Origin of the sequence: Streptomyces sp. NPDC088387, from assembly GCF_044753385.1 — a bacterium.
Lineage (GTDB): Bacteria > Actinomycetota > Actinomycetes > Streptomycetales > Streptomycetaceae > Streptomyces.
Window position 1 is genome coordinate 554776 of the sequence record NZ_JBIVNC010000004.1, and the last position, 24864, is coordinate 579639.

Annotated in this window: 22 protein-coding genes; 3 read left to right on the top strand and 19 right to left on the bottom strand. The window is 69.5% G+C overall.

The features are described from left to right. Positions 1-86: 86 nt before the first annotated feature. The 14 genes from nuoN to ACIQAC_RS14075 are packed head-to-tail and all read right to left on the bottom strand — an operon-like array spanning position 87 to position 16138. Positions 87-1736 carry an NADH-quinone oxidoreductase subunit NuoN gene (gene nuoN / locus ACIQAC_RS14010; protein ID WP_402190293.1) on the bottom strand — a complete coding sequence of 550 codons (1650 nt, stop codon included), beginning with the start codon at positions 1734-1736 and terminating at the stop codon, positions 87-89. After that, positions 1733-3304 (bottom strand): NADH-quinone oxidoreductase subunit M, encoded by a 1572-nt coding sequence (locus ACIQAC_RS14015; RefSeq protein ID WP_402190295.1) that lies wholly within the window; start codon positions 3302-3304, stop codon positions 1733-1735. Before ACIQAC_RS14015 ends, nuoN begins: the two co-directional genes overlap by 4 nt. 5 nt (positions 3305-3309) lie before the next feature. Continuing rightward, on the bottom strand, positions 3310-5223 hold the full coding sequence (gene nuoL, locus ACIQAC_RS14020) for an NADH-quinone oxidoreductase subunit L (RefSeq protein WP_402190298.1): 1914 nt from the start codon (positions 5221-5223) through the stop codon (positions 3310-3312). Between the two features lie 15 nt (positions 5224-5238). Continuing rightward, on the bottom strand, positions 5239-5538 hold the full coding sequence (nuoK, locus tag ACIQAC_RS14025; protein ID WP_351837913.1) for an NADH-quinone oxidoreductase subunit NuoK: 300 nt from the start codon (positions 5536-5538) through the stop codon (positions 5239-5241). Then, on the bottom strand, positions 5535-6377 hold the full coding sequence (locus ACIQAC_RS14030) for an NADH-quinone oxidoreductase subunit J (protein ID WP_402190301.1): 843 nt from the start codon (positions 6375-6377) through the stop codon (positions 5535-5537). Before ACIQAC_RS14030 ends, nuoK begins: the two co-directional genes overlap by 4 nt. Beyond that, positions 6374-7018 (bottom strand): NADH-quinone oxidoreductase subunit NuoI, encoded by a 645-nt coding sequence (gene nuoI, locus ACIQAC_RS14035; protein WP_402190303.1) that lies wholly within the window; start codon positions 7016-7018, stop codon positions 6374-6376. Before nuoI ends, ACIQAC_RS14030 begins: the two co-directional genes overlap by 4 nt. Beyond that, positions 7011-8375, bottom strand: a complete 1365-nt coding sequence (gene nuoH, locus ACIQAC_RS14040; RefSeq protein WP_402190306.1) for an NADH-quinone oxidoreductase subunit NuoH — start codon at positions 8373-8375, stop codon at positions 7011-7013. Before nuoH ends, nuoI begins: the two co-directional genes overlap by 8 nt. Then, a complete protein-coding gene (locus tag ACIQAC_RS14045; protein WP_402190307.1) occupies positions 8372-10876 on the bottom strand; it encodes an NADH-quinone oxidoreductase subunit G in 2505 nt (834 codons plus the stop codon). The genes nuoH and ACIQAC_RS14045 overlap by 4 nt, the downstream gene beginning before the upstream one ends. Next, positions 10873-12219: an NADH-quinone oxidoreductase subunit NuoF gene (gene nuoF / locus ACIQAC_RS14050; RefSeq protein ID WP_402190309.1), complete on the bottom strand. Its 1347-nt coding sequence runs from the start codon at positions 12217-12219 to the stop codon at positions 10873-10875. Before nuoF ends, ACIQAC_RS14045 begins: the two co-directional genes overlap by 4 nt. Next, on the bottom strand, positions 12219-13091 hold the full coding sequence (gene nuoE / locus ACIQAC_RS14055; RefSeq protein WP_402190312.1) for an NADH-quinone oxidoreductase subunit NuoE: 873 nt from the start codon (positions 13089-13091) through the stop codon (positions 12219-12221). The genes nuoF and nuoE overlap by 1 nt, the downstream gene beginning before the upstream one ends. Next, positions 13088-14410, bottom strand: a complete 1323-nt coding sequence (locus tag ACIQAC_RS14060; RefSeq protein ID WP_402190314.1) for an NADH-quinone oxidoreductase subunit D — start codon at positions 14408-14410, stop codon at positions 13088-13090. Before ACIQAC_RS14060 ends, nuoE begins: the two co-directional genes overlap by 4 nt. Further along, positions 14407-15213 carry an NADH-quinone oxidoreductase subunit C gene (locus ACIQAC_RS14065; RefSeq protein WP_402190316.1) on the bottom strand — a complete coding sequence of 269 codons (807 nt, stop codon included), beginning with the start codon at positions 15211-15213 and terminating at the stop codon, positions 14407-14409. The genes ACIQAC_RS14060 and ACIQAC_RS14065 overlap by 4 nt, the downstream gene beginning before the upstream one ends. Beyond that, positions 15210-15764 carry an NADH-quinone oxidoreductase subunit B family protein gene (locus tag ACIQAC_RS14070; protein WP_161166212.1) on the bottom strand — a complete coding sequence of 185 codons (555 nt, stop codon included), beginning with the start codon at positions 15762-15764 and terminating at the stop codon, positions 15210-15212. Before ACIQAC_RS14070 ends, ACIQAC_RS14065 begins: the two co-directional genes overlap by 4 nt. A gap of 14 nt (positions 15765-15778) precedes the next feature. Next, the gene (locus tag ACIQAC_RS14075) at positions 15779-16138 is read right to left on the bottom strand and encodes an NADH-quinone oxidoreductase subunit A (protein ID WP_007383963.1); all 360 of its coding nucleotides are present in this window, start codon (positions 16136-16138) and stop codon (positions 15779-15781) included. Between the two features lie 706 nt (positions 16139-16844). On the opposite strand from ACIQAC_RS14075, the gene ACIQAC_RS14080 reads away from it, so the two are divergent. Then, positions 16845-17699: a C40 family peptidase gene (locus ACIQAC_RS14080; protein WP_402190319.1), complete on the top strand. Its 855-nt coding sequence runs from the start codon at positions 16845-16847 to the stop codon at positions 17697-17699. A gap of 105 nt (positions 17700-17804) precedes the next feature. Here the strand turns inward: ACIQAC_RS14080 and ACIQAC_RS14085 are convergent, their stop codons facing one another. Both ACIQAC_RS14085 and ACIQAC_RS14090 read right to left on the bottom strand, forming a co-directional pair. Next, complete coding sequence (locus ACIQAC_RS14085; protein WP_402190322.1) at positions 17805-19625, bottom strand: FAD-dependent oxidoreductase; 1821 nt, start codon at positions 19623-19625, stop codon at positions 17805-17807. A 146-nt stretch (positions 19626-19771) separates the two neighbouring features. Continuing rightward, positions 19772-21106, bottom strand: a complete 1335-nt coding sequence (locus tag ACIQAC_RS14090) for a geranylgeranyl reductase family protein (protein WP_402190325.1) — start codon at positions 21104-21106, stop codon at positions 19772-19774. A gap of 47 nt (positions 21107-21153) precedes the next feature. Here ACIQAC_RS14090 and ACIQAC_RS14095 point away from each other — a divergent pair, with 47 nt between their 5' ends. Both ACIQAC_RS14095 and ACIQAC_RS14100 read left to right on the top strand, forming a co-directional pair. Further along, complete coding sequence (locus ACIQAC_RS14095) at positions 21154-21660, top strand: GNAT family N-acetyltransferase (protein ID WP_402190327.1); 507 nt, start codon at positions 21154-21156, stop codon at positions 21658-21660. Between the two features lie 120 nt (positions 21661-21780). Further along, positions 21781-22092 carry a PASTA domain-containing protein gene (locus ACIQAC_RS14100; protein ID WP_402190329.1) on the top strand — a complete coding sequence of 104 codons (312 nt, stop codon included), beginning with the start codon at positions 21781-21783 and terminating at the stop codon, positions 22090-22092. A 30-nt stretch (positions 22093-22122) separates the two neighbouring features. Here the strand turns inward: ACIQAC_RS14100 and ACIQAC_RS14105 are convergent, their stop codons facing one another. From ACIQAC_RS14105 to mqnC, 3 genes are all read right to left on the bottom strand, one after another. Beyond that, complete coding sequence (locus ACIQAC_RS14105; protein ID WP_402190332.1) at positions 22123-22827, bottom strand: demethylmenaquinone methyltransferase; 705 nt, start codon at positions 22825-22827, stop codon at positions 22123-22125. Between the two features lie 188 nt (positions 22828-23015). After that, a complete protein-coding gene (locus ACIQAC_RS14110; RefSeq protein WP_402190739.1) occupies positions 23016-23618 on the bottom strand; it encodes a hypothetical protein in 603 nt (200 codons plus the stop codon). A 7-nt stretch (positions 23619-23625) separates the two neighbouring features. Then, complete coding sequence (gene mqnC, locus ACIQAC_RS14115; protein WP_402190334.1) at positions 23626-24825, bottom strand: cyclic dehypoxanthinyl futalosine synthase; 1200 nt, start codon at positions 24823-24825, stop codon at positions 23626-23628. Positions 24826-24864: the final 39 nt, after the last annotated feature.

Sequence of the window (24864 nt, forward strand, 5' to 3'; positions counted from 1 at the left end):
CGCACCACGCGTCCGCAGCACAGCGGCCCGGCACCCCATAGGGATGCCGGGCCGCCGCCCGTACAAGCGTGCACGCCTCGTCCGCGTCAGCGCACGAACACCCCCGCGTCTCCCGCGAGATCCAGGAAGTACTGCGGTGCCACGCCCAGGACGAGGGTGACCGCCACGCCGACACCGATCGCCGTCATCGTCAGTGGGGACGGGACGGCGACGGTCGGGCCCTCCGGCCGGGGCTCGCTGAAGAACATCAGCACGATCACCCGGATGTAGAAGAACGCGGCGATCGCCGACGAGATCACACCGACCACGACCAGCGGGGCCGCCCCGCCCTCCGCCGCCGCCTTGAACACGGCGAACTTGCCCGCGAACCCGGAGGTCAGCGGGATGCCGGCGAAGGCCAGCAGGAAGACCGCGAACACGGCCGCCACCAGCGGCGACCGGCGGCCGAGCCCGGCCCACTTGGACAGGTGCGTGGCCTCGCCGCCCGCGTCGCGCACCAGCGTCACCACGGCGAACGCGCCGATCGTGACGAAGGAGTACGCGGCCAGGTAGAAGAGCACCGAGGAGACACCGTCCGGTGTCATCGCGATGACACCGGCGAGGATGAACCCCGCGTGCGCGATCGACGAGTACGCCAGCAGCCGCTTGATGTCGGTCTGGGTGATCGCGACGATCGCACCGCCGAGCATCGTGATGATCGCGACGGCCCACATGACCGGCCGCCAGTCCCAGCGCAGTCCGGGCAGGACGACGTAGAGGATCCGCAGCAGCGCGCCGAACGCGGCCACCTTGGTCGCCGCCGCCATGAAGCCCGTCACCGGGGTCGGTGCGCCCTGGTAGACGTCCGGCGTCCACATGTGGAACGGGACCGCACCGACCTTGAACAGCAGGCCCATCACGATCAGCGCGCTGCCGACGAGCAGCAGCGCGTCGTTGCCCATGGTGTCCGCGAGGGCCGGGTCGACGGTGGTGAGCGTGCCGTCGACGACCTGTGCGATCGTCGCGTACGACATCGAGCCGGAGTAGCCGTACAGCAGCGCGATGCCGAACAGGGTGAACGCGGAGGCGAACGCGCCGAGCAGGAAGTACTTCACGGCCGCTTCCTGCGACATCATCCGCTTGCGGCGGGCGAGGGCGCACAGCAGGTACAGCGGCAGGGAGAAGACCTCCAGGGCGACGAACAGCGTCAGCAGGTCGTTCGCCGCCGGGAAGAGGAGCATGCCGGCGACCGCGAAGAGCAGCAGCGGGAACACCTCGGTGGTGGTGAACCCGGCCTTCACGGCGGCCTTCTCGTTGTCGCTGCCCGGCACGGCGGCGGCCTGGGCGGCGAAGGAGTCGACCCGGTTGCCGTGCTGTTCGGGGTCGAGCCGCCGCTCGGCGAAGGTGAACAGACCGACCACCGCGGCCAGCAGGATGGTGCCCTGGAGGAAGAGGGCGGGTCCGTCGACCGCGACGGCGCCCATCGCGACGATGCCGGCCTTGGTGTTGGCGTATCCGTCGGCCGCCAGCGCGACGACCGCGGCGAACGCGGCGGCCAGCGCGACAACGGACACGAACATCTGCACGTAGTAACGGGACTTGCGGGGGACGAGCGCCTCGACGAGCACCCCGATGATCGCCGCGCCGACGACGATCAGGATGGGCGAGAGCTGTCCGTACTCGATCTTCGGCGTGTCGATCTTCGAGATCGGGTCGGCCGCGTTTGTCCACAGGCTGTGGACGGCTGATGCGCTCACTTGGCCGCCTCCACCTCGGGCTGGGGGTCCTTCTTGTCCACGTCGGACATGGTGTGCCTGACCGCCGGGTTGACGATGTCCGTGAGCGGCTTCGGGTAGACGCCCAGGACGATCAGCAGCGCGATCAGCGGGGCGACGACGACGAGTTCACGGACCCTGAGGTCCGGCATCTTCGCGACCTCGGCCCGCACCGGTCCGGTCATGGTCCGCTGGTAGAGCACCAGCGTGTACAGCGCGGCGAGCACGATGCCGGCGGTGGCGATGATGCCGATCACCGGGTAGCGCGCGAACGTGCCGACCAGGACCAGGAACTCACTGACGAACGGGGCGAGTCCGGGCAGCGACAGCGTCGCCAGGCCGCCGATCAGGAACGTGCCGGCGAGCACCGGGGCGACCTTCTGCACTCCCCCGTAGTCCGCGATGAGCCGCGAGCCGCGCCGGGAGATCAGGAAGCCGGCGACCAGCATCAGCGCGGCCGTCGAGATGCCGTGGTTGACCATGTACAGCGTCGCGCCCGACTGGCCCTGGCTGGTCATCGCGAAGATGCCCAGCACAATGAAGCCGAAGTGGGAGATCGACGCGTACGCCACAAGGCGCTTGATGTCCCGCTGGCCGACGGCGAGCAGCGCCCCGTAGATGATGCTGATCACGGCGAGCACCAGGATCACGGGCGTCGCCCACTTGCTGGCCTCCGGGAACAGCCCGAGGCAGAACCGCAGCATCGCGAAGGTGCCCACCTTGTCGACGACCGCGGTGATGAGGACGGCCACCGGGGCGGTGGACTCCCCCATCGCGTTGGGCAGCCAGGTGTGCAGCGGCCACAGGGGCGCCTTCACCGCGAAGGCGAAGAAGAAGCCGAGGAACAGCCAGCGTTCGGTGCTGGTCGCCATGGTGAGCTCGCCGCTGGCGCGCGCCTGGGCGATCTCGGTGAGCGAGAAGTTCCCGGCGACGACATAGAGGCCGATCACCGCGGCCAGCATGATGAGGCCGCCGACCAGGTTGTAGAGGAGGAACTTCACCGCCGCGTACGACCGCTGGGCCGCCGCGTTCTCGTCGGTGCCCGCGTGGGCCCGGTCCCCGAAGCCGCCGATGAGGAAGTACATCGGGATGAGCATGGCTTCGAAGAAGATGTAGAAGAGGAAGACGTCGGTCGCCTCGAAGGAGATGATCACCATCGCCTCGACGGCCAGGATCAGCGCGAAGAAGCCCTGGGTGGGCCGCCAGCGCTTGTTGCCGGTCTCCAGCGGGTCGGCGTCGTGCCAGCCCGCGAGGACGATGAACGGGATCAGCAGGGCGGTCAGCGCGATCAGCGCGACCGCGATGCCGTCCACGCCCAGTTCGTAGCGGACTCCGAACTCGGCGATCCAGGAGTGCGACTCGGTGAGTTGGTAGCGGTCGCCGCCCGGGTCGAAGCGGACCAGGACGACGATGGCCAGCACAAGCGTGGCGAGCGAGAACAGCAGCGCCAGCCATTTCGCGGCGGTGCGCCGCGCGGCCGGTACGGCTGCCGTGGCGATCGCCCCGAGGGCGGGAAGTGCCGCCGTCGCTGTCAGCAGGGGAAAGGACATCGGTATCAGACCGCCCTCATCAGCAGGGTCGCGGCGATCAGGATCGCCACACCGCCGAACATGGAGACCGCGTACGACCGCGCGTAGCCGTTCTGAAGTCGGCGCAGTCGTCCGGAGAGCCCACCGACCGAGGCCGCCGTGCCGTTGACGACTCCGTCGACCAGGCTGTGGTCGACGTACACCAGGGAGCGTGTGAGGTGCTCGCCGCCGCGGACCAGGACGACGTGGTTGAAGTCGTCCTGGAGCAGGTCGCGGCGGGCGGCCCGGGTGAGCAGCGAGCCGCGCGGGGCGGTGACCGGGACCGGGCGCCTGCCGTACTGCGCCCAGGCGATGCCCACGCCGATGACCATGACCGCGACGGTGGACAGGGTGACGGTCGTCGCGCTGACCGGTGAGTGTCCGTGGTCGTGGCCGGTGATCGGCTCCAGCCAGTGCATAAAGCGGTCGCCGATGCTGAAGAAGGCGCCGCCCGCGACCGATCCGATCGCCAGCACGATCATCGGGATCGTCATGGTCTTCGGGGACTCGTGCGGGTGCGGCTCGTTGCCGTTCTCGTCGGGCTGCCAGCGTTTCTCGCCGAAGAAGGTCATCAGCATCACGCGCGTCATGTAGAACGCGGTGATGGCCGCGCCGAGCAGGGCCGCGCCGCCGAGGATCCAGCCCTCGGTGCCGCCCTTGGCGAACGCCGCCTCGATGATCTTGTCCTTGGAGAAGAAGCCGGACAGGCCCGGGAAGCCGATGATCGCCAGGTAGCCGAGGCCGAAGGTGACGAAGGTGACCGGCATGTACGTGCGCAGGCCGCCGTACTTCCTCATGTCGACCTCGTCGTTCATGCCGTGCATGACCGAGCCGGCGCCGAGGAACAGTCCGGCCTTGAAGAAGCCGTGTGTCACCAGGTGCATGATCGCGAAGACGTAGCCGATGGGGCCGAGGCCCGCGGCGAGGATCATGTAGCCGATCTGCGACATCGTCGAGCCGGCCAGCGCCTTCTTGATGTCGTCCTTGGCGCAACCGACGATCGCACCGAACAGCAGCGTGACCGCGCCGACGATGGTCACCACGAGCTGGGCGTCCGGGGCGGCGTTGAAGATCGCGCCGGAGCGGACGATCAGATAGACACCCGCGGTCACCATGGTCGCGGCGTGGATCAGGGCCGAGACCGGGGTCGGGCCCTCCATCGCGTCCCCGAGCCAGGACTGGAGCGGCACCTGGGCGGACTTGCCGCACGCGGCGAGCAGCAGCATCAGGCCGATGCCGGTGAGCGTGGCCTCGCTCGCGCCGCCGACCAGGCCCTCCTCCTCGTGGCTGCCGAGGACCGGTCCGAAGGCGAAGGTGCCGAACGTGGTGAACATCAGCATGATCGCGATGGACAGGCCGACGTCACCGACGCGGTTGACCAGGAAGGCCTTCTTGGCGGCGGTGGCCGCGCTGGGCTTGTGCTGCCAGAAGCCGATGAGCAGGTAGGAGGCGAGACCGACGCCCTCCCAGCCGACGTACAGCAGCAGGTAGTTGTCGGCGAGGACCAGCAGGAGCATCGCCGCGAGGAACAGGTTGAGATAGCCGAAGAAGCGGCGGCGGCGCTCGTCGTGCTCCATGTACCCGATCGAGTACAGGTGGATGAGCGAGCCGACGCCGGTGATCAGCAGGACGAACGTCATCGACAGCTGGTCGAGGCGGAAGGCGATGTCCGCCTGGAAGCCCTCGACGGGGATCCAGCTGAACAGGTGCTGCGTCAGCGTCCGGTGCTCGGCGTCCGCCCCCAGCAGATCGGCGAAGAGGATCACGCCGAACACGAAGGAGACGAACGACAGGAGTGTGCCGATCCAGTGGCCGACGGCGTCGAGCCGGCGGCCACCGCACAGCAGGACGGCGGCTCCGAGCAGAGGCGCCGCGACGAGCAGCGCAATCAGGTTCTCCACGATTCTTCCGACCCCTTACAGCTTCATCAGGCTGGCGTCGTCGACCGAGGCCGAGTGGCGGGCGCGGAACAGGGACACGATGATCGCGAGTCCGACCACGACCTCGGCGGCGGCGACGACCATCGTGAAGAAGGCGATGACCTGTCCGTCGAGATTGCCGTGCATACGGGAGAAGGCCACGAAGGCGAGGTTGCAGGCGTTGAGCATCAGCTCGACGCACATGAACAGCACGATCGCGTTCCGCCTGATCAGCACGCCCGTCGCGCCGATCGTGAACAACAGGGCGGCGAGGTAGAGGTAGTTGACCGGGTTCACTTCGACGCCTCCTCGGTCCGCTTGAAGTGCGGCGGCTCGATCTCGTCCCGCTCCAGGCGCTCCTCCGCGCGCTGTTCGAGCGCCCGCAGGTCGTTGATGGCCTCCGTGGACACGTCGCGGATCTGGCCGCGCTCACGCAGCGTGCTGCTGACGGTGAGCTCGGAGGGGGTGCCGTCGGGCAGCAGGCCCGCGATGTCCACCGCGTTGTGCCGCGCGTACACACCCGGGGCCGGCAGGGGCGGCAGGTGCTTGCCCTCGCGCACACGCTCCTCGGCCAGCTCGCGCTGGGTCTTGGCGCGCTCGATGCGCTCGCGGTGGGTGAGCACCATGGCGCCGACGGCGGCGGTGATCAGCAGGGCGCCGGTGATCTCGAAGGCGAACACGTACTTCGTGAAGATGAGGGACGCGAGGCCCTCCACGTTGCCGTTGGCGTTCGCCGTCGCGAGGCCGTTGAACTCGGACAGCGAGGCGTTGCCGATGCCCCCGATCAGCAGGACGCCGAAGCCGAGGCCGCAGACCAGGGCGAGCCAGCGCTGGCCCTTGATGGTCTCGGTCAGGGAGTCCGCCGCGGTGACACCGACCAGCATCACCACGAACAGGAACAGCATCATGATCGCGCCGGTGTAGACGATGATCTGCACGACGCCCAGGAAGTAGGCCCCGTTGGCGAGGTAGAACACCGCCAGGATGATCATTGTTCCGGCGAGACAGAGCGCGCTGTGCACGGCCCGCCGCATGAACACGGTGCACAGGGCGCCGATCACCGCGACCGTGCCGAGGACCCAGAACTGCACGGCCTCGCCGGTGGAGGTGGAGTAGGCGGCGAGCTGCGCGCTCATACGTCCACCTCCTCGTCCGTGACCGCGCCCGAAGGGCTCGCCGACGGATACCGCTCGCCCTTGGAGACCGCGACCTGCTGGACCGTGCCGGGCGCGGCCTCGGTCACCAGGCCCCGGTAGTAGTCCTGTTCGTCCGTGCCGGGGAAGATCGAGTGCGGCGAGTCGACCATGCCCTCGTCCAGACCGGCAAGCAGCTGCTCCTTGGTGTAGATGAGGTTGGCGCGGCTGGAGTCGGCCAGCTCGAACTCGTTGGTCATGGTCAGCGCGCGGGTGGGGCACGCCTCGATGCACAGGCCGCACAGGATGCAGCGGGCGTAGTTGATCTGGTACACCCGCCCGTACCGCTCGCCCGGGGAGTAGCGCTCCTCCTCGGTGTTGTCCGCGCCCTCCACGTAGATCGCGTCGGCGGGGCAGGCCCAGGCGCACAGCTCGCAGCCGACGCACTTCTCCAGGCCGTCCGGATGGCGGTTGAGCTGGTGCCGTCCGTGGAACCGGGGGGCAGTGGTCTTCTGCTGCTCCGGGTACTGCTCCGTCAGCCGCTTCTTGAACATGGCCTTGAAGGTCACGCCGAAGCCGGCCACGGGGTTCTGGAAACCAGGCGACTTGGACCCGGCCCCGGCCTCCTTGGGTTCCTCAGCCATCGGACGCCTCCTTTCCATCCGTCGATCCGTCACTGTGAGTATCGGGTGCGCCACTGACAATCAGCTCCCGCTCCCGGCGCGAGGGGCGCCTGGGTACGGGTGCCAGCTCCTGTCCGGGCAGCGGCGGAACCGGGAATCCGCCGGCCATCGGGTCGAACCCGGCGGTCTCGGCGGGCACTTCGGGCCCTGGCTTGCCGCGGTCGCGGAACATGTCGACGAGGAAGGAGAGCAACAGCAGAGCGAGGACGCCGGCGCCCACGTAGAGGGCGATGTCGGCGAAGTCGTAGTTCTCGTTGCGCAGCGTCCGCACGGTCGCGACCAGCATCAGCCAGACCAGCGAGACGGGGATGAGGACCTTCCAGCCGAGCTTCATCAGCTGGTCGTAGCGGACGCGGGGCAGCGTGCCGCGCAGCCAGATGAAGAAGAACAGCAGCAGCTGGACCTTGATCACGAACCAGAGCATCGGCCACCAGCCGTGGTTCGCGCCCTCCCAGAACGTGGAGACGGGCCAGGGGGCGCGCCAGCCGCCGAGGAAGAGCGTCACCGACACCGCGGAGACCGTCACCATGTTGACGTACTCGGCGAGCATGAACATCGCGAACTTGATCGACGAGTACTCGGTGTTGAAGCCGCCGACCAGGTCGCCCTCGGACTCCGGCATGTCGAACGGGGCGCGGTTGGTCTCCCCGACCATCGTGACGATGTAGATGATGAAGGAGACCGGCAGCAGGATCACGTACCAGCGGTCCGCCTGCGCCTCGACGATCGTCGAGGTCGACATCGACCCCGAGTAGAGGAAGACGGAGGCGAACGCGGCGCCCATGGCGATCTCGTAGGAGATCATCTGGGCGCAGGAGCGCAGGCCGCCGAGGAGCGGGTAGGTGGATCCGGAGCTCCAGCCCGCGAGGACGATGCCGTAGATGCCGACGGAGGCGACCGCGAGGACGTAGAGCATCGCGATCGGCAGGTCGGTGAGCTGCATCGTGGTGCGGTGGCCGAAGATCGAGACCTCGTTGCCCGCAGGGCCGAACGGGATCACCGCGATCGCCATGAAGGCCGGGATCGCGGCGACGACCGGCGCGAGGACGTAGATCACCTTGTCCGCGCGCTTGACGATGAGGTCTTCCTTGAGCATCAGCTTGATGCCGTCGGCGAGCGACTGGAGCATGCCCCAGGGGCCGTGCCGGTTGGGGCCGATGCGCAGCTGCATCCAGGCGACGACCTTGCGTTCCCACACGATGGAGAACAGCACGGTGATCATCAGGAAGGCGAAGCAGAAGACGGCCTTGACGACGACCAGCCACCAGGGGTCGCGGCCGAACATCGAGAGGTCTTCAGCGGCCAGGAACGGGCTCATGCCTCCACCTCCTGGGGGGCCTCGCCGGCGGGGGCCGCCGGGCCGATGCGGACGAGGGAGCCGGGCAGCGCGCCGGTGTCGGAGGCGACGCCGCCACCGGTGGAGTTCAGCGGGAGCCAGACCACGCGGTCGGGCATCTCGGTGATCCGCAGCGGCAGTTCGACGGTTCCGGCGGGGCCGGTCACCACGAGCGGCTCGCCGTCCTTGACGCCCGCCTCGACGGCCGTGGCGCTCGACACGCGCGCGTGTGCGGCGTGTCGGGTGCCCGCCAGTGCCTGGTCGCCCTGCTGGAGGACGCCCTGGTCGAGCAGCAGCCGGTGTCCGGCCAGCACGGCCTCGCCGACGGCCGGGCGCGGCAACTGGGCGGCCGTCTCGACCGGTTCGGTCGCCCGCGGTCCGTCCCAGGCGCCCAGCCGGTCGATCTCGGCCCGCGCGGTACGCAGATCGGGCAGACCCAGGTGTACGTCCATGGCGTCGGCCAGCATCTGGAGCACGCGGGCGTCGGTCGGCGCCAGGCGGCCGGTGACCTGGTCGGGCTTGAGGGCGGCGTCGAAGAAGCGCACCCGGCCCTCCCAGTTGAGGAAGGTGCCGGCCTTCTCGGCGACCGCCGCGACCGGCAGGACGACGTCGGCGTGGCGGGAGACCTCGCTGGGCCGCAGTTCGAGCGAGACCAGGAAGCCGACCGCGTCGAGCGCCTCTCGCGCGCGTGCCGGGTCGGGCAGGTCGGCGATCTCGACGCCCGCGACGAGCAGCGCCTGGAGTTCGCCGGAGACGGCGGCCTCCACGATCTGGCCCGTGTCGCGGCCGTAGCGGTGCGGGAGTTCGGCGACGCCCCACACGGCGGCGACCTCGTCCCGCGCGCGCGGGTCGGTGGCCGGGCGTCCGCCGGGCAGCAGCGACGGCAGCGCACCCGCCTCGATCGCCCCGCGCTCGCCGGCCCGCCGCGGAATCCACACCAGCCGGGCCCCGGTCGCGGTCGAGATCCGCACGGCGGCGGTCAGCCCGCCCGCCACGGCGGCCAGCCGCTCTCCTACGACGATGACCGCGCCCTCGGCCCGCAGCGCCTGTGCGGCCTGCTCGCCGGGGCCTTCGAGGCCGGTGCCGCTCGCGAGCGCGTCCAGCCACTCGGTCTCGGTGCCGGGGGCGGCCGGCAGCAGGGTGCCGCCCGCCTTGTGCAGACCGCGTGTGGCGTGCGTGGCCAGCGAGAAGACCTTCTGCCCGTGCTTGCGCCAGGCCTTGCGCAGCCGCAGGAAGACGCCGGGCGCCTCCTCCTCGGACTCGAACCCGACGAGCAGGACGGCCGGTGCCTTCTCCAGGGAGGAGTTGGTGACCCCCGTACCGTCGAGGTCGTGTCCGCGGCCCGCGACCCGCGCGGCGAGGAAGTCGGCCTCCTCGCCGGTGTGCACCCGCGCGCGGAAGTCGATGTCGTTGGTGTCGAGCGCGACCCGCGTGAACTTGCTGTACGCGTAGGCGTCCTCGATGGTCAGCCGACCGCCGGTCAGCACTCCGGTCCGGCCGCGTGAGGCGAGCAGCCCCTGGGCGGCGATCTGGAGGGCCTCCGGCCAGGAGGCCGGTTCGAGTTCGCCCTCGGCGTTGCGCACGAGCGGGTTGCGCAGCCGGTCGGTGCTCTGCGCGTAGCGGAACGCGAAGCGTCCCTTGTCGCAGATCCACTCCTCGTTGACCTCGGGCTCGTTGGCGGCGAGCCGTCGCATGACCTTGCCGCGCCGGTGGTCGGTGCGGGTGGCGCAGCCGCCGGAGCAGTGCTCGCACACGCTCGGCGAGGAGACCAGGTCGAAGGGGCGGGAGCGGAACCGGTACGCCGCCGAGGTGAGCGCGCCGACCGGGCAGATCTGGATGGTGTTGCCGGAGAAGTACGACTCGAAGGGGTCGCCCTCGCCGGTGCCGACCTGCTGGAGCGCGCCGCGTTCGAGCAGCTCGATCATCGGGTCGCCGGCGACCTGGTTGGAGAAGCGGGTGCAGCGCGCGCACAGCACACACCGCTCGCGGTCGAGCAGTACCTGGGTGGAGATCGGCACCGGCTTCTGGAAGGTCCGCTTCTTGCCCTCGAAGCGGGACTCGCCCTGGCCGTGGGACATGGCCTGGTTCTGGAGCGGGCACTCGCCGCCCTTGTCGCAGACCGGGCAGTCCAGCGGGTGGTTGATGAGCAGAAGCTCCATCACACCCTTCTGCGACTTCTCCGCGACCGGCGAGGACAGCTGGGTCTTCACCACCATGCCGTCGGTGCACGTGATGGTGCAGGACGCCATCGGCTTGCGCTGGCCCTCGACCTCGACGATGCACTGCCGGCAGGCGCCGACCGGGTCGAGGAGCGGGTGGTCGCAGAACCTGGGGATCTCGATGCCGAGTTTCTCGGCGGCCCGGATGACCAGGGTGCCCTTGGGTACGCTGATCTCGACACCGTCGATGGTCAGCGACACCAGGTCTTCCGGCGGGACCGCCGCCTCTCCGCCACCGGCGGGAGCGCTCGTGGTCACCGTCATGCGTTCACCTCCGTGCGATCGGCCCAGGCCGTCGACTTGGCCGGGTCGAAGGGGCAGCCGCGGCCCGTGATGTGCTGCTCGTACTCCTCGCGGAAGTACTTCAGCGAGGAGAAGATCGGCGCAGCCGCGCCGTCGCCGAGGGCGCAGAAGGACTTGCCGTTGATGTTGTCGGCGATGTCGTTGAGCTTGTCCAGGTCGGACATCGCGCCCTTGCCGGCCTCGATGTCGCGGAGCAACTGGACGAGCCAGTAGGTGCCTTCACGGCAGGGTGTGCACTTGCCGCAGGACTCGTGGGCGTAGAACTCGGTCCACCGGGTGACGGCGCGGACCACGCAGGTCGTCTCGTCGAAGCACTGGAGGGCCTTGGTGCCGAGCATCGAGCCGGCGGCGCCCACCCCCTCGTAGTCGAGCGGGACGTCGAGGTGCTCGTCGGTGAACATCGGCGTCGAGGAGCCGCCCGGCGTCCAGAACTTCAGCCGGTGGCCGGCCCGCATGCCGCCGCCCATGTCGAGCAGCTGGCGCAGGGTGATGCCGAGCGGGCCCTCGTACTGGCCGGGGCTCGTGACATGGCCGCTGAGCGAGTAGAGCGTGAAGCCCGGGGACTTCTCGCTGCCCATCGACCTGAACCATTCCTTGCCGTTGTTCAGAATGGCGGGAACCGACGCGATGGACTCCACGTTGTTCACAACAGTCGGGCATGCGTAGAGGCCCGCGACGGCAGGGAAAGGAGGACGAAGCCGCGGTTGGCCACGGCGGCCTTCCAGCGAGTCCAGCAGTGCGGTTTCCTCACCGCAGATGTACGCGCCCGCGCCCGCGTGCACGGTGATGTCGAGGTTCAGCCCGCTGCCCAGGATGTTCTCGCCGAGAAAGCCCGCCGCGTAGGCCTCGGCGACGGCCGAGTGCAACCGCCGCAGCACGGGGACGACTTCACCACGCAGATAGATGAAGGCATGCGAAGACCTGATGGCATAACACGCGATGATCATGCCCTCGACGAGGCTGTGCGGGTTCGCGAAGAGGAGCGGAATGTCCTTGCAGGTTCCGGGCTCCGATTCGTCGGCGTTGACAACTAGATAGTGCGGTTTCCCATCACCCTGCGGAATGAACTGCCATTTCATTCCGGTCGGGAATCCCGCCCCACCGCGCCCGCGCAGACCGGAGTCCTTGACGTACGCGATCAGGTCGTCCGGCGACATCGCGAGAGCCTTGCGGAGCCCCTCGTACCCGTCGTGCCTTCGGTAGACGTCCAGCGTCCAGGACTCGTCCTCGTCCCAGAAGGACGACAACACGGGTGCGAGCAGCTTCTCCGGACTGGTGTCCTTCAGTTCGGGTGCCAACGTCATCACTCCCCCTCCTCGGCGGCAGGACCCGCCGGGTGGGCCGGATCGGATGCCGACGTGTCCTGCGGCGCGTCGTGTGAGCTCAGGTGCTCGGTGGGCGAGGGCTCGTGCAGGGCCCCGTCCCGCGGCCCGCTGTCCGGGCCGCCCTCTCGCGGTTGGACCACGCGCGCCGGTCCGGTCTCCCCCTTGGCCAGGCGGAGTCCCACCAGGGACGCGGGTCCGGCGCTGCCGCCGCCCGCCACCGCCCCGTCGCGTTCGTCGGGGAAGCCCGCCAGGATGCGGGCGGTGTCCTTGAAGGTGCACAGCGGCGCCCCGCGGGTGGGCGTCACGTCACGGCCGGTGCGCAGGTCGTCGACCAGCTGCTTCGCGCTCTGCACGGTCTGGTTGTCGAAGAACTCCCAGTTGACCATCAGCACCGGCGCGAAGTCGCAGGCCGCGTTGCACTCGATGTGCTCCAGGGTGACCTTGCCGTCGCCGGTGGTCTCCCCGTTGCCGACGCCCAGGTGCTCCTGGAGCGCCTCGAAGATCGCGTCGCCGCCCATCACCGCGCAGAGCGTGTTGGTGCACACGCCCACCTGGTAGTCGCCGCTCGGCTTGCGGCGGTACATGGTGTAGAAGGTGGCGACCGCGGTGACCTCGGCCGTGGTCAGGTCGAGCACGTCCGCGCAGAACTGCATCCCGGTGCGCGTGACATGGCCCTCCTCCGACTGCACGAGATGCAGCAACGGCAGCAGGGCGGACCGGGAGTCCGGGTAGCGGGCGACGACTTCGCGGGCGTCGGCCTCCAGGCGGGCCCGGACGTCGTCCGGGTAGTCGGGCGCGGGCAGTTGGGGCATGCCCAGGCTGACACCGCGTTCCGAGGATGAGGTGGTCACCGGTCGACGCCTCCCATCACGGGGTCGATGGACGCGACGGCGACGATGACGTCGGCGACCTGGCCGCCCTCGCACATCGCCGCCATGGCCTGAAGGTTGGTGAAGGACGGGTCGCGGAAGTGGACCCGGTAGGGGCGGGTGCCGCCGTCGGACACGGCGTGTACGCCGAGTTCGCCCTTGGGGGACTCGACGGCCGCGTAGGTCTGGCCGGGCGGGACCCGGAAGCCCTCGGTGACCAGCTTGAAGTGGTGGATCAGGGCCTCCATGGAGGTGCCCATGATCTGCCGGATGTGGTCGAGGGAGTTGCCCAGACCGTCCGGACCCAGGGCGAGCTGGGCGGGCCACGCGATCTTCTTGTCGCCGACCATGACCGGGCCGGGCTGGAGCCGGTCAAGGCACTGCTCGACGATCCTCAGCGACTGGCGCATCTCCTCCAGGCGGATGAGGAAGCGGCCGTAGGCGTCGCAGGTGTCGGCGGTCGGGATGTCGAAGTCGTAGTTCTCGTAGCCGCAGTACGGCTGGGTCTTGCGCAGGTCGTGCGGCAGACCGGTGGAGCGCAGGATCGGGCCGGTGGCGCCGAGGGCCATGCAGCCGGCCAGGTCGAGATAGCCGATGTCCTGCATACGGGCCTTGAAGATGGGGTTCCCCGTGGCGAGCTTGTCGTACTCGGGGAGGTTCTTGTTCATCTTCTTCACGAACTCGCGGATCTGGTCCACCGCGCCGGGCGGCAGGTCCTGGGCGAGTCCGCCGGGGCGGATGTACGCGTGGTTCATCCGCAGGCCCGTGATGAGCTCGTAGATGTCGAGGATCATCTCGCGGTCACGGAATCCGTAGATCATGATCGTGGTCGCGCCGAGCTCCATACCGCCGGTGGCGATGCACACCAGGTGGGAGGAGAGCCGGTTCAGCTCCATCAGGAGCACCCGGATGATCGTCGCGCGGTCGGGGATCTGGTCCTCGATGCCGAGCAGCTTCTCCACGGCGAGGCAGTAGGCGGCCTCGTTGAAGAAGGACGTGAGGTAGTCCATGCGCGTGACGAAGGTGGTGCCCTGGGTCCACGTGCGGTATTCGAGGTTCTTCTCGATGCCGGTGTGCAGGTAGCCGATGCCGCAGCGGGCCTCGGTGACCGTCTCGCCGTCGATCTCCAGGATGAGGCGGAGCACTCCGTGGGTGGAGGGGTGCTGGGGTCCCATGTTGACGACGATGCGCTCGTCGTCGGCGCGGGCCGCGGACTGGACGACCTCGTCCCAGTCGCCACCGGTGACCGTGTAGACGGTGCCCTCGGTGGTCTCGCGCGGAGTGGCGTGCTGCGTGCTCATGAGTACGACCTCCGCTGGTCCGGAGCCGGGATCTGGGCGCCCTTGTACTCGACGGGGATGCCGCCGAGGGGATAGTCCTTGCGCTGCGGATGGCCCTGCCAGTCGTCCGGCATCATGATCCGCGTCAGCGCCGGGTGACCGTCGAAGACGATGCCGAAGAAGTCGTAGGTCTCGCGCTCGTGCCAGTCGTTGGTCGGATAGACCGGGACCAGGGACGGGATGTGCGGATCGCTGTCCGGGGCGCTGACTTCGAGGCGGATCAGCCGGTTGTGGGTGATCGAGCGCAGGTGGTAGACGGCGTGCAGCTCGCGGCCCTTGTCGTTCGGGTAGTGCACGGCGCTGACGCCGGTGCACAGTTCGAACCGCAGGGCCGGGTCGTCGCGCAGGGTGCTCGCGACCCGCACCAGGTGCTCGCGCTCGATGTGGAAGGTGAGCTCGCCGCGGTCGACGATCGTCTTGTCGATCGCGTTCTCGGGGAGCAGTCCCTGTTCCTCCAGGGCGCCTTCCAGCTCGTCGGCGACCTCGTCGAACCAGCCTCCGTAGGGGCGGTTGGAGGGTCCCGGGAGGCGGACCGAGCGGACCAGGCCGCCGTAGCCGGAGGTGTCGCCGCCGTTGTTGGCGCCGAACATGCCGCGCTGGACGCGGATCTCCTCACCGCCGTCGCCCCGCTGACCGGGGAGGTTGGAGGCCGCGAGGTCCTTCTCGGGGTTGACCCCGCCACCCCCGCCACCGTCGCCGGTCCCGCCGGTCCCGCCGGCCCCGTCGCCCGGTTTGGCTCCCTTGGCTCCGCTGGCGTCGCTCACCGCAGCAGCCCCTTCATCTCGATGGTCGGCAGGGCCTTGAGCGCCGCTTCCTCGGCCTCCCGGGCCGCCTCCTCGGCGTTCACGCCGAGCTTGGAGTTCTGGATCTTGTGGTGCAGCTTGAGGATCGCGTCCATCAGCATCTCGGGCCGCGGCGGGCAGCCGGGGAGATAGATGTCGACGGGGACGACGTGGTCGACGCCCTGGACGATCGCGTAGTTGTTGAACATGCCGCCCGACGAGGCGCAGACCCCCATGGAGATCACCCACTTGGGGTTGGGCATCTGGTCGTAGACCTGCCGCAGCACCGGCGCCATCTTCTGGCTGACCCGGCCGGCCACGATCATCAGGTCGGCCTGGCGCGGTGAGCCGCGGAAGACCTCCATGCCGAAGCGCGCCAGGTCGTAGCGGCCGGCTCCGGTGGTCATCATCTCGATGGCACAGCAGGCCAGGCCGAACGTGGCGGGGAAGACGGACGACTTGCGCACCCATCCCGCGGCCTGCTCGACGGTGGTCAGCAGGAATCCGCTCGGCAGCTTTTCTTCGAGTCCCATGACTTAAAGGCCCCTCAGTCCCATTCCAGGCCGCCGCGACGCCACACATACGCGTAGGCGACGAAGACGGTGAGCACGAAGAGCAGCATCTCCACGAGCCCGAAGACACCCAGGGCGTCGAAGGTGACGGCCCACGGGTAGAGGAAGACGATCTCGATGTCGAAGACGATGAAGAGCATCGCCGTCAGGTAGTACTTGATGGGGAAGCGCCCGCCGCCGGCCGGCGTGGGGGTCGGCTCGATTCCGCACTCGTACGCTTCGAGCTTGGCGCGGTTGTACCGCTTCGGACCGATCAGCGTGGCCATGACCACGGAGAAGATCGCAAAGCCTGCCCCGAGGGCTCCCAGTACGAGGATGGGCGCATACGCGTTCACCGCTCCTCGCTCCTCTCAGTCGGCGCTGACTGCTGGCGGTGGTTCATGGGCTCGCATCTGCCCCACCAGTCCCGCTCGTTCCGGCGAAGATCGAGAACATGTGAAGCAGGTCACAAGCCCAACTGCTCCGCATCTTATGCCCGCCGCTCTGTGATCTGCGACACGGGGTATTGCACAAGCTTTGTGATCTCCACCACCTGACGAACGATCATGAAGTCGGATGAGCGGTGATCTTCGCACGTGAAGCGTCCGAGCGATCACCATTGGTGACATTTTCGCAAGTCAGAGCAGCTCAGAGAGGGCGTCTCCATATCAAGATGGTTCCGCTGCATGCAAATTGGAGTTGGACCGGAGCGCTTGATAGTGGGACGCGTTCACACATCAGAGGGAGCCGGAGGACGGGTGTGGACGTGTGCACGCATTCACGAGCGGGGCCGGAGCAGGCGGCCGACACAAGACGCACCCACCCGGGTAACCGTTCCGTGACCTCCGCCACATTCATGAGAGGCGCCTGAGAACCGGGCTTGGCCAACCTTCGCAACTGGTGGTAGGTGCGGGGCAATTCGGGCGTAACGATGAAAGTCCATGATCACAGGCTGATTACGGCCCGTCCGCAATGTCCGTTACGGCGTCAATAAAGAGTGACACGCCCGGGATTCGGGACTCCCATTGAACAACTGTGGCGCACCACACGTTTCTTGAAGGTATGGAGGAGCCCCTGATACCGGTTGGTCCCATGTCCCACACCGCTCACATACGAAGCCACCGGAAGCCCCGGCAGCGCAGCGCCTCGACGCTCGCGATGCGGGCCGGAGTTGCCGGTGGCATCCTCAGCACCGTCGCAGTAGGCGGCGCGTCGGCGGCCACGGCGAACGCCGCCGAGCCGGTGACGCAGACGCTCGAACTGCCCACCCTGACGGCCGACCTGTCCGTCCAGGTCTCGAAGTCCGCCTACGCCACGCAGCTGGCGGCGGCCAACTACGAGCTGGAGGCCGAGCGCGACGCCGCGGCCGCCGACGCCGCGAAGAAGGCCAAGCTCGACCTGGCGGACGCCAAGAAGAAGGCCGAGGCCAAGAAGAAGGCAGCTGAGGAGGCCCGCAAGGCAGCCGCCGAGCGTGCCGCGCGTGACGCCGAGCGCACGACCCTCACCACCACGTCGAACGGCGGTGGCGTCGAGAGCGGCTCCGACCTGTCGGTGCCGAGCAGTGGCAGCGTCGCGACGGTGATCTCGTTCCTGAAGGCCCAGCTGGGCGACGCCTACGTCATGGGCGCCACCGGCCCCAGCGCGTGGGACTGCTCCAGCCTCGTCCAGGCCGCCTACAAGCAGGTCGGCGTGGACCTTCCCCGGGTCTCGCAGGACCAGTCGATGGTCGGTACCGAGGTCGGCACGTCCAACCTCCAGGTGGGCGACATCCTGTACTGGGGCGGTAAGGGCTCCGCGTACCACGTGGGCGTATATGTCGGAAACGGGCAGTACTTGGACGCGGCGAACCCCTCCAAGGGCGTTGTCATCCAGGACCTCTCCGGGTACCCGGCGTCGGGCGCGGTACGCGTGCTCTGACGCGGGAGGTGTGCGAACACCGCGAACACCGCGAACACCGTACGGACGGGGCCGCAGCCGCTCGGGGGCAGCGGCCCCGTCCGTTTCTCCGCACGAACGCGGGGACTACCCGAGGTCGAAGGTGTTGCGCAGGCCCAGCGCGTGGCGCAGGGCGTCGACGCGCTTGAGGGGTTCCAGCTCCGGCGGGCGGTACAGCTCGTGGACCCGGCACGGCTCGGCGTCCGAATTGTCCGCGTCGAGGAGGGCGTTGACGGCGAGGCGGGCCGACTCGTTGGCGCCCTCCATGCTCGCGAGGTCGACATCCGTGCGCACGTAGTCGCCGGCGAGGAAGAGGTTGGGGACCCTTGTGCGGGCCGTGGGGCGGTTGTGGAGCGTCCCGGTGGGGTGGATGAGGAGCTGCTCGCGGTTCTGCGGGTCCGGGCTGCCCAGGCCCGTCACAGCCGGGTCCATGAACCAGCCGAGGCGGTCGGCGTCGGTGAGGGTGGTCTTGCCGGAGTCGTTGAGGCCGTCCTTGAGTTGGGCCCAGAGTTCGGCGACGACCTCCTCCTGGGTGCAGGCGCGGGCCGGCTTGCCGTAGAGGATGCCGGGTTTGTCCCACTCGGAGATGATCGCGGACAGACAGTCGCGGGCGCGGCCGTCGCCGTAGTCGCGCGCGAAGTCCCGTCCGTCCCAGAACTGGGCCTGGCCGACGGCCGTCACCGCCCAGGGCGAGTCGAGGCAGTTGACGTGGCCGTGCACGACCGGGGTGGGCGTGCGCAGGTAGAACATCACGCCGGTCATCCAGTCCGTGCGCAGCGCCGCGCAGCGGGCGAGCTGCGGGTCGGCGGCGCGCAGGGCCGGGCCCCAGGTGCCGAGGGCGTGTTCGACGGGCAGGGCGCAGACGTAGTGGTCGGCGGTGACGGTACGGTCCTGGCCGCCGTCGCGCGCCGATACGTGGACGCCCGTGACGCGGCCGCCGGCGTAGGCGATGTCCCGCACGCGCGTGCCGAGCACGAACTCGACGCCCAGTGAGCTCAGGTGCCGTTGCCAGGGGTCGATCCAGGCCTCGCTCGTGGGGGCGTTGAGGACCCGGTCGATGTCGGCGTCGGGGCCGTCCATGCCCCGGCCGAGCAGGCCCCACAGCAGCAGGGCCTCGATGATGACGCGGCCGACGGTACGGGTGGAGGCGACCTCCGCGCGGGTGGCGACCAGATTGCGGGTCTGGCCGATGCCGAGGAGGGTGCGGTACTCGGCGCTCATCTCCTCCGCGCGGATGAACTCCCACCAGGTGGTCTTCTCCCACTGGTCCTCGCGGCGGGCGTCGCAGCTGGTGAGGTGGACCAGGACCCGGTTGGCGAAGTAGGCGGCCTCGTGCGCGGGGAGCCGGGTGCCGAGGTCGAGGACGGACAGCAGCTGGTCGCGGATCCAGGACGGGGTGAGGGTGCCGAGCGGCGGCGGGGTGGTGACGCGGCGCAGCGGGAAGTGCAGGTCGGGGCGGCCGTCCGCGCGGGCGAACAGGGCTTCGGTGCCGCCGCGGAGGTTGCCGCGTACGCCGTCGGCGTTCCCGGGGACGGGGATGCGGCGCATGGTGTCCGGGAGGTTCCGGTAGAAACCGGGAAAGAAACGGAAGCCGTGCTCGCCGGGCAGCGGCTTGCGGCCGCCCGCCGCGCTGCCGGGGACGTCCATCGAGCGGGCCTTGCCGCCGAGGACGTCGTAGTACTCGTAGACGGTGACGCGGTAGCCGCGTTCGGCGAGTTCGTGGGCGGCGCTCAGTCCGGAGACGCCGCCGCCGAGTACGGCGACCCGCTTGCCGGCCGGGGCGGCCACGGCGTTCCCCGCGGCGCCCACGGCGAGGGCGCCGGCCGTCACCCCGGTCCCGGCGAGGAAGCGTCTGCGCGACGGGCCCGGCCGGAGCCCGGGGTGGTGGGGGGTGGGTTCTGTTGTCATGGTTACGGGAGGGTAGGGACGGACGGCCCCACCCGTAAGCCCGATATCCGGCCGCCGGCACGGCCCGCGCGGCCCCGCCCGGCCCCCCGACCCTCCCGGCCCCCCCGACCCTCCCGGCCCCCGGCCCGCCCGGCGCTCCCGCCGGTTCAGGCCTTGGGGGCCACCTTGCTCAGGCCGTTGATGATGCGGTCCATCGCGTCGCCGCCCGTGGGGTCGGTGAGGTTGGCGAGGAGCTTCAGGGTGAACTTCATCAGCATCGGGTGGGTGAGCCCGCGTTCGGCGGCGAGCTTCATGACCTTCGGGTTGCCGATGAGCTTCACGAAGGCGCGGCCGAGCGTGTAGTAGCCGCCGTAGGTGTCCTTGAGGACGCGCGGGTAGCGCTGGAGGGCGATCTCGCGCTGGGCCGGGGTGGCGCGCGCGAAGGCCTGGACGGTGATGTCGGCGGCGATCTGGCCGGATTCCATGGCGTAGGCGATGCCCTCGCCGTTGAAGGGGTTCACCAGGCCGCCGGCGTCGCCGACGAGCAACAGGCCCTTGGTGTAGTGCGGCTGGCGGTTGAAGGCCATGGGCAGGGCGGCGCCGCGGATCGGGCCGGTCATGTTGTCGGGCGTGTAGCCCCAGTCCTCCGGCATGGAGGCGCACCAGGCCTTGAGGACCTCGCGCCAGTCCAGTTCCTTGAAGGAGTCGGAGGTGTTGAGGACACCGAGGCCGACATTGGACGTGCCGTCGCCCATCCCGAAGATCCAGCCGTAGCCGGGCAGGAGGCGGTCCTGGGGGCCGCGGCGGTCCCAGAGTTCGAGCCAGGACTCCAGGTAGTCGTCCTCGTGGCGGGGCGAGGTGAAGTACGTCCGTACGGCGACGCCCATCGGGCGGTCCTCGCGCCGGTGCAGCCCCATCGAGAGGGACAGCCGGGTGGAGTTGCCGTCGGCGGCGACCACGAGCGGCGCGTGGAAGGTCACCTCGCGCTTCTCCTCGCCGAGTTTGGCCCGCACGCCGGTGATCCGGCCGGTGCGGTCGTCGATGAGGGCGGAGCCGACGTTGCAGCGCTCGTAGAGACGGGCGCCGGCCTTCTGGGCCTGGCGGGCGAGCTGCTCGTCGAAGTCGTCGCGCTTACGGACCAGGCCGTAGTTCGGGTAGGCGGCGAGATCCGGCCAGTCCAGCTGGAGCCGGGAGCCGCCGCCGATGATGCGGAGGCCCTTGTTCCGCAGCCAGCCGGCCTCCTCGGAGATGTCGATGCCCATCGCCACGAGCTGTTTGACGGCCCGCGGGGTGAGCCCGTCACCGCACACCTTCTCGCGCGGGAACTCGGTCTTCTCCAGGAGCAGTACGTCGAGCCCGGCCCTGGCCAGGTGGTACGCGGTCGTGGCGCCGGCCGGTCCGGCGCCCACGACGATCACATCCGCGGTGTTGTCCGACAGAGGCTCGGTCACGACGGGATCTCCCCAAAGCTCGAAATCTGCGTGCCGACCGGCACTGGACATGGGCAGTCTATTCAGCAGAATTGATCAACCGGCCGAAGGGATACCCCGTGAACCGAGCTCTCCCCGTGGTACGGCTGCGTGTCCCCACCGACGAGGACGCCGTCGTATGGCATCGGATCTTCGACGATCCGGACGTCATGGAGTTCCATGGCGGGAAATCCGCCGAGCTGTCCGTCTACGAGGAGCTCACCGCGCGCCAGCGCAGACACGACGCCGAACGCGGCTTCTGTCTGTGGACCGTCCTCGACGAGGAGGACCGGGTGCTCGGCTTCACGGGCGCCCAGCCCTGGCCCGGCGAGTGGGGGCCCAAGGGCGAGATCGAGATCGGCTGGCGGCTGGGCCGGGAGCACTGGGGCAAGGGGTATGTGACGGCCGCGGCGCAGCAGACGCTGGAGCGGGTGCGGGCCACCGGCACGAGCAGCGTGATCGCGATGGTCTACGCGGCCAACGCCCGCTCGATCGCGGTGACCCAGCGGCTCGGGATGCGGCTCGCGGAGGTCTTCACGGCGCCGACGAGCAAAAAGCAGGGCCACTGCTACCGACTTGATCTGTGACTCACAGTAACGGTCGGCTACAGAACGATACTTGGCGCTTCCGGATGACACCCCTTGGCGGTTACCCTGCCAGTACCGCTGGGGGTGACATCTGTGCGCATACCACGCGAAAAGCCCGAAGTGCGCGTACCGAAGCTCGTCGGACTGATGGCCATGGACGCCCGCGAGGCGGCCACGTCGCACGGGGTCATGCTCGCCGCGCCCGACAGACCGGACTTCGACCACACGGTCGTCGACTATGTCGTACGGCAGTACCCGCCGCCCGGTGTGGAGGTGCCGCTCGGCGCGGTGGTCACCGTGTGGTTCGACCTCGGCGAGGGTGAGGGCGGCGGAGGCGCGGGCGTGCGGGAGCCGCGGATTCCGAATCCGCCCAGTGGCGGGATGCAGCGGGAGCTGGACCAGCCCGGGGACGCGTTCGAGGCGATCCACTGACCGCCGGGGCCGCCGGGGCCGCCGGGGCCGTCAGGCGGGGGTGGTGGGCTTGAAGCCCCGGTGCAGGGCCACCACGCCGCCCGTCAGGTTCCGCCACGCCACCTTCGACCAGCCGGCCGCCTTCAGCCGGTCGGCGAGGGCGGGCTGGTCGGGCCAGGCGCGGATGGACTCGGCGAGATAGACGTACGCGTCCGGGTTCGAGGACACCGAGCGGGCGACCGGCGGCAGGGCGCGCATCAGGTACTCGGTGTAGACCGTGCGGAAGGGTGCCCACGTCGGGTGGGAGAACTCGCAGATCACGACGCGTCCGCCGGGGCGGGTGACGCGGTACATCTCGCGCAGGGCGGCGTCCGTGTCCTGCACGTTGCGCAGGCCGAAGGAGATCGTCACCGCGTCGAAGACGTCGTCGCGGAACGGCAGGCGGGTCGCGTCGCCCGCGGTGAACGGGAGCCAGGAGTGGCGCTGCTTGCCGACCTGGAGCATGCCGAGGGAGAAGTCGCAGGGGACGACGTAGGCGCCGGCGCGGGTGAAGGGGAGGGACGAGGTGGCCGTGCCGGCGGCGAGGTCGAGGACCTTCTGGGCGGGGCGGGCGTCTACCGCCTTCGCGACCTCCTTGCGCCATACGCGGTCCTGGCCGAGGGACAGGACGTCGTTCGTGAGGTCGTAGCGTTCCGCTACGTCGTCGAACATGGAGGCGACTTCGTGGGGCTGCTTGTTCAAGGAGGCGCGGGTCACGGCTTCATTGTTGCAGCCCGCCGGCCTGGAGGGTGGTGCGGCTCCTGGCCGGGGGGTGGGCTTCCGCCGGTGGGTGGTTCTGTGCGGGTAGTGGGGGGCTGGTCGCGCAGTTCCCCGCGCCCCTGAAGGCCTCTGCCGCTCCCGGCGCTCCGGAAGCGCTTGCGCGGTTCACCGCGCCCCAGAACGTTCTACCGCCGGCGGTACACGAGGCGGCCCGCCACGACTGTTGCCATGCAGGTGGCCGCACCACGGGCGGACAGTTCCGTCTCGTCCCGTGCGTCGAAGACGGCGAAGCTCGCGGCCGAGCCCGCTTCCCTGGGCGGTGGGAAATCCGCCGGGCGGCCGCCCGCGAAGGGGTCGAGGGCGGGGACTCCGCCGGGGTCACCGAGTCTGCCCACCACCCCGATGCCCGACCGGCGTACCGCCGCGGCCACCGTCGGGCGGGCCGGGGTTCCGGCGATCGCCACCGTGCCGTGGGCCAGCATGCGTTGAAGGCCCCGGCGGGCGCTCGCGCCCCAGCGGGCGTCGTCCATCGGGAGGGCCGCCAGCGCGTCGCCGGTCAGGGGCTCGGTGCCCAGTTCGGGTGCCTCGCGCGGGTCCGGATGGTAGGCGTGGTCCAGCAGCTCCGGGCCGTACGGGTTGATCAGGCCCGGCGTGAGGATGCCGGGCCATTGGCGGACACGGGCGGTCGGCAGCGCGGCGGTGAGCTCCGCCAGGGATCCCACCGCCTCGATCCACTCGCCGCGCACCGCGTACGCCCGGCCGCGCGCGTCGGCGTGAAGGGTCAGCACCACCGGGTCAGTTGGAGGCGAGCAGCTTCAGTTCCGGGTGGGCCGTGCCGCCCTCGATCGCCGTGGACGAGATGTGCGACATGACCCGCGCGTCGACGGGGTCGTTCGCCGGGTCGTCGTGGACGACGAGGTGCTGGTACGTGGTGGAGCGCTGCGCCGGGGTCCGGTCCGCCGTACGGATCATCTCGATCATTTCGAGCAGGTTGGACCGGTGCTTGGCGCCCGCCGCCGAGACGACGTTCTCCTCCAGCATGATCGAGCCGAGGTCGTCCGCGCCGTAGTGCAGCGTGAGCTGGCCCGCGTCCTTGCCGGTGGTCAGCCAGGAGCCCTGGATGTGGGCGACGTTGTCGAAGAAGAGCCGGGCGATGGCGATCATCCGCAGGTACTCGAAGATCGTGGCCTGGGTGCGGCCCTTCAGATGGTTGTTCTGCGGCTGGTAGAGGTACGGGATGAAGGCGCGGAAGCCACCCGTGCGGTCCTGTACGTCACGGATCATCCGCAGGTGCTCGATGCGCTCGGCGTTGGTCTCGCCCGTGCCCATGAGCATCGTCGACGTGGACTCGACGCCCAGGTTGTGGGCGGTCTCCATGATCTCCAGCCAGCGCTCGCCGCTCTCCTTCAGCGGAGCGATGGCCTTGCGCGGGCGCTCGGGGAGCAGTTCGGCGCCGGCGCCGGCGAAGGAGTCGAGCCCGGCCGCGTTGATCCGCCGGATCGCCTCCTCCACGGAGACCTTGCTGATCCGCGCCATGTGCTCGACCTCGCTCGCCCCCAGGCTGTGGATGACGAGCTGCGGGAAGTCCTTCTTGATGGCCGCGAAGTGCTTCTCGTAGTACTCCACGCCGTAGTCCGGGTGGTGGCCACCCTGGAACATGATCTGCGTGCCGCCCAGTTCGACGGTCTCCGCGCAGCGGCGCAGGATGTCGTCCAGATCGCGCGTCCAGCCCTTGTCCTTGGCCTTCGGCGGGGCGTAGAAGGCGCAGAACTTGCACGCCGTCACACAGACGTTCGTGTAGTTGATGTTCCGCTCGATGATGTACGTCGCGATGTGCTCGACACCGGCGTAGCGGCGGCGGCGTACAGTGTCGGCGGCCGCGCCGAGCGCGTGCAGCGGGGCGTCGCGGTAGAGGGTGAGGGCCTCTTCGGGGGTGATCCGCCCACCTTCGGCGGCACGGTCGAGCACGGACTGAAGGTCGGCCTTCTCGGTCACCGAAGCGTCCCTTTCGTCAAGGGTCGGGACTTTGTCCCA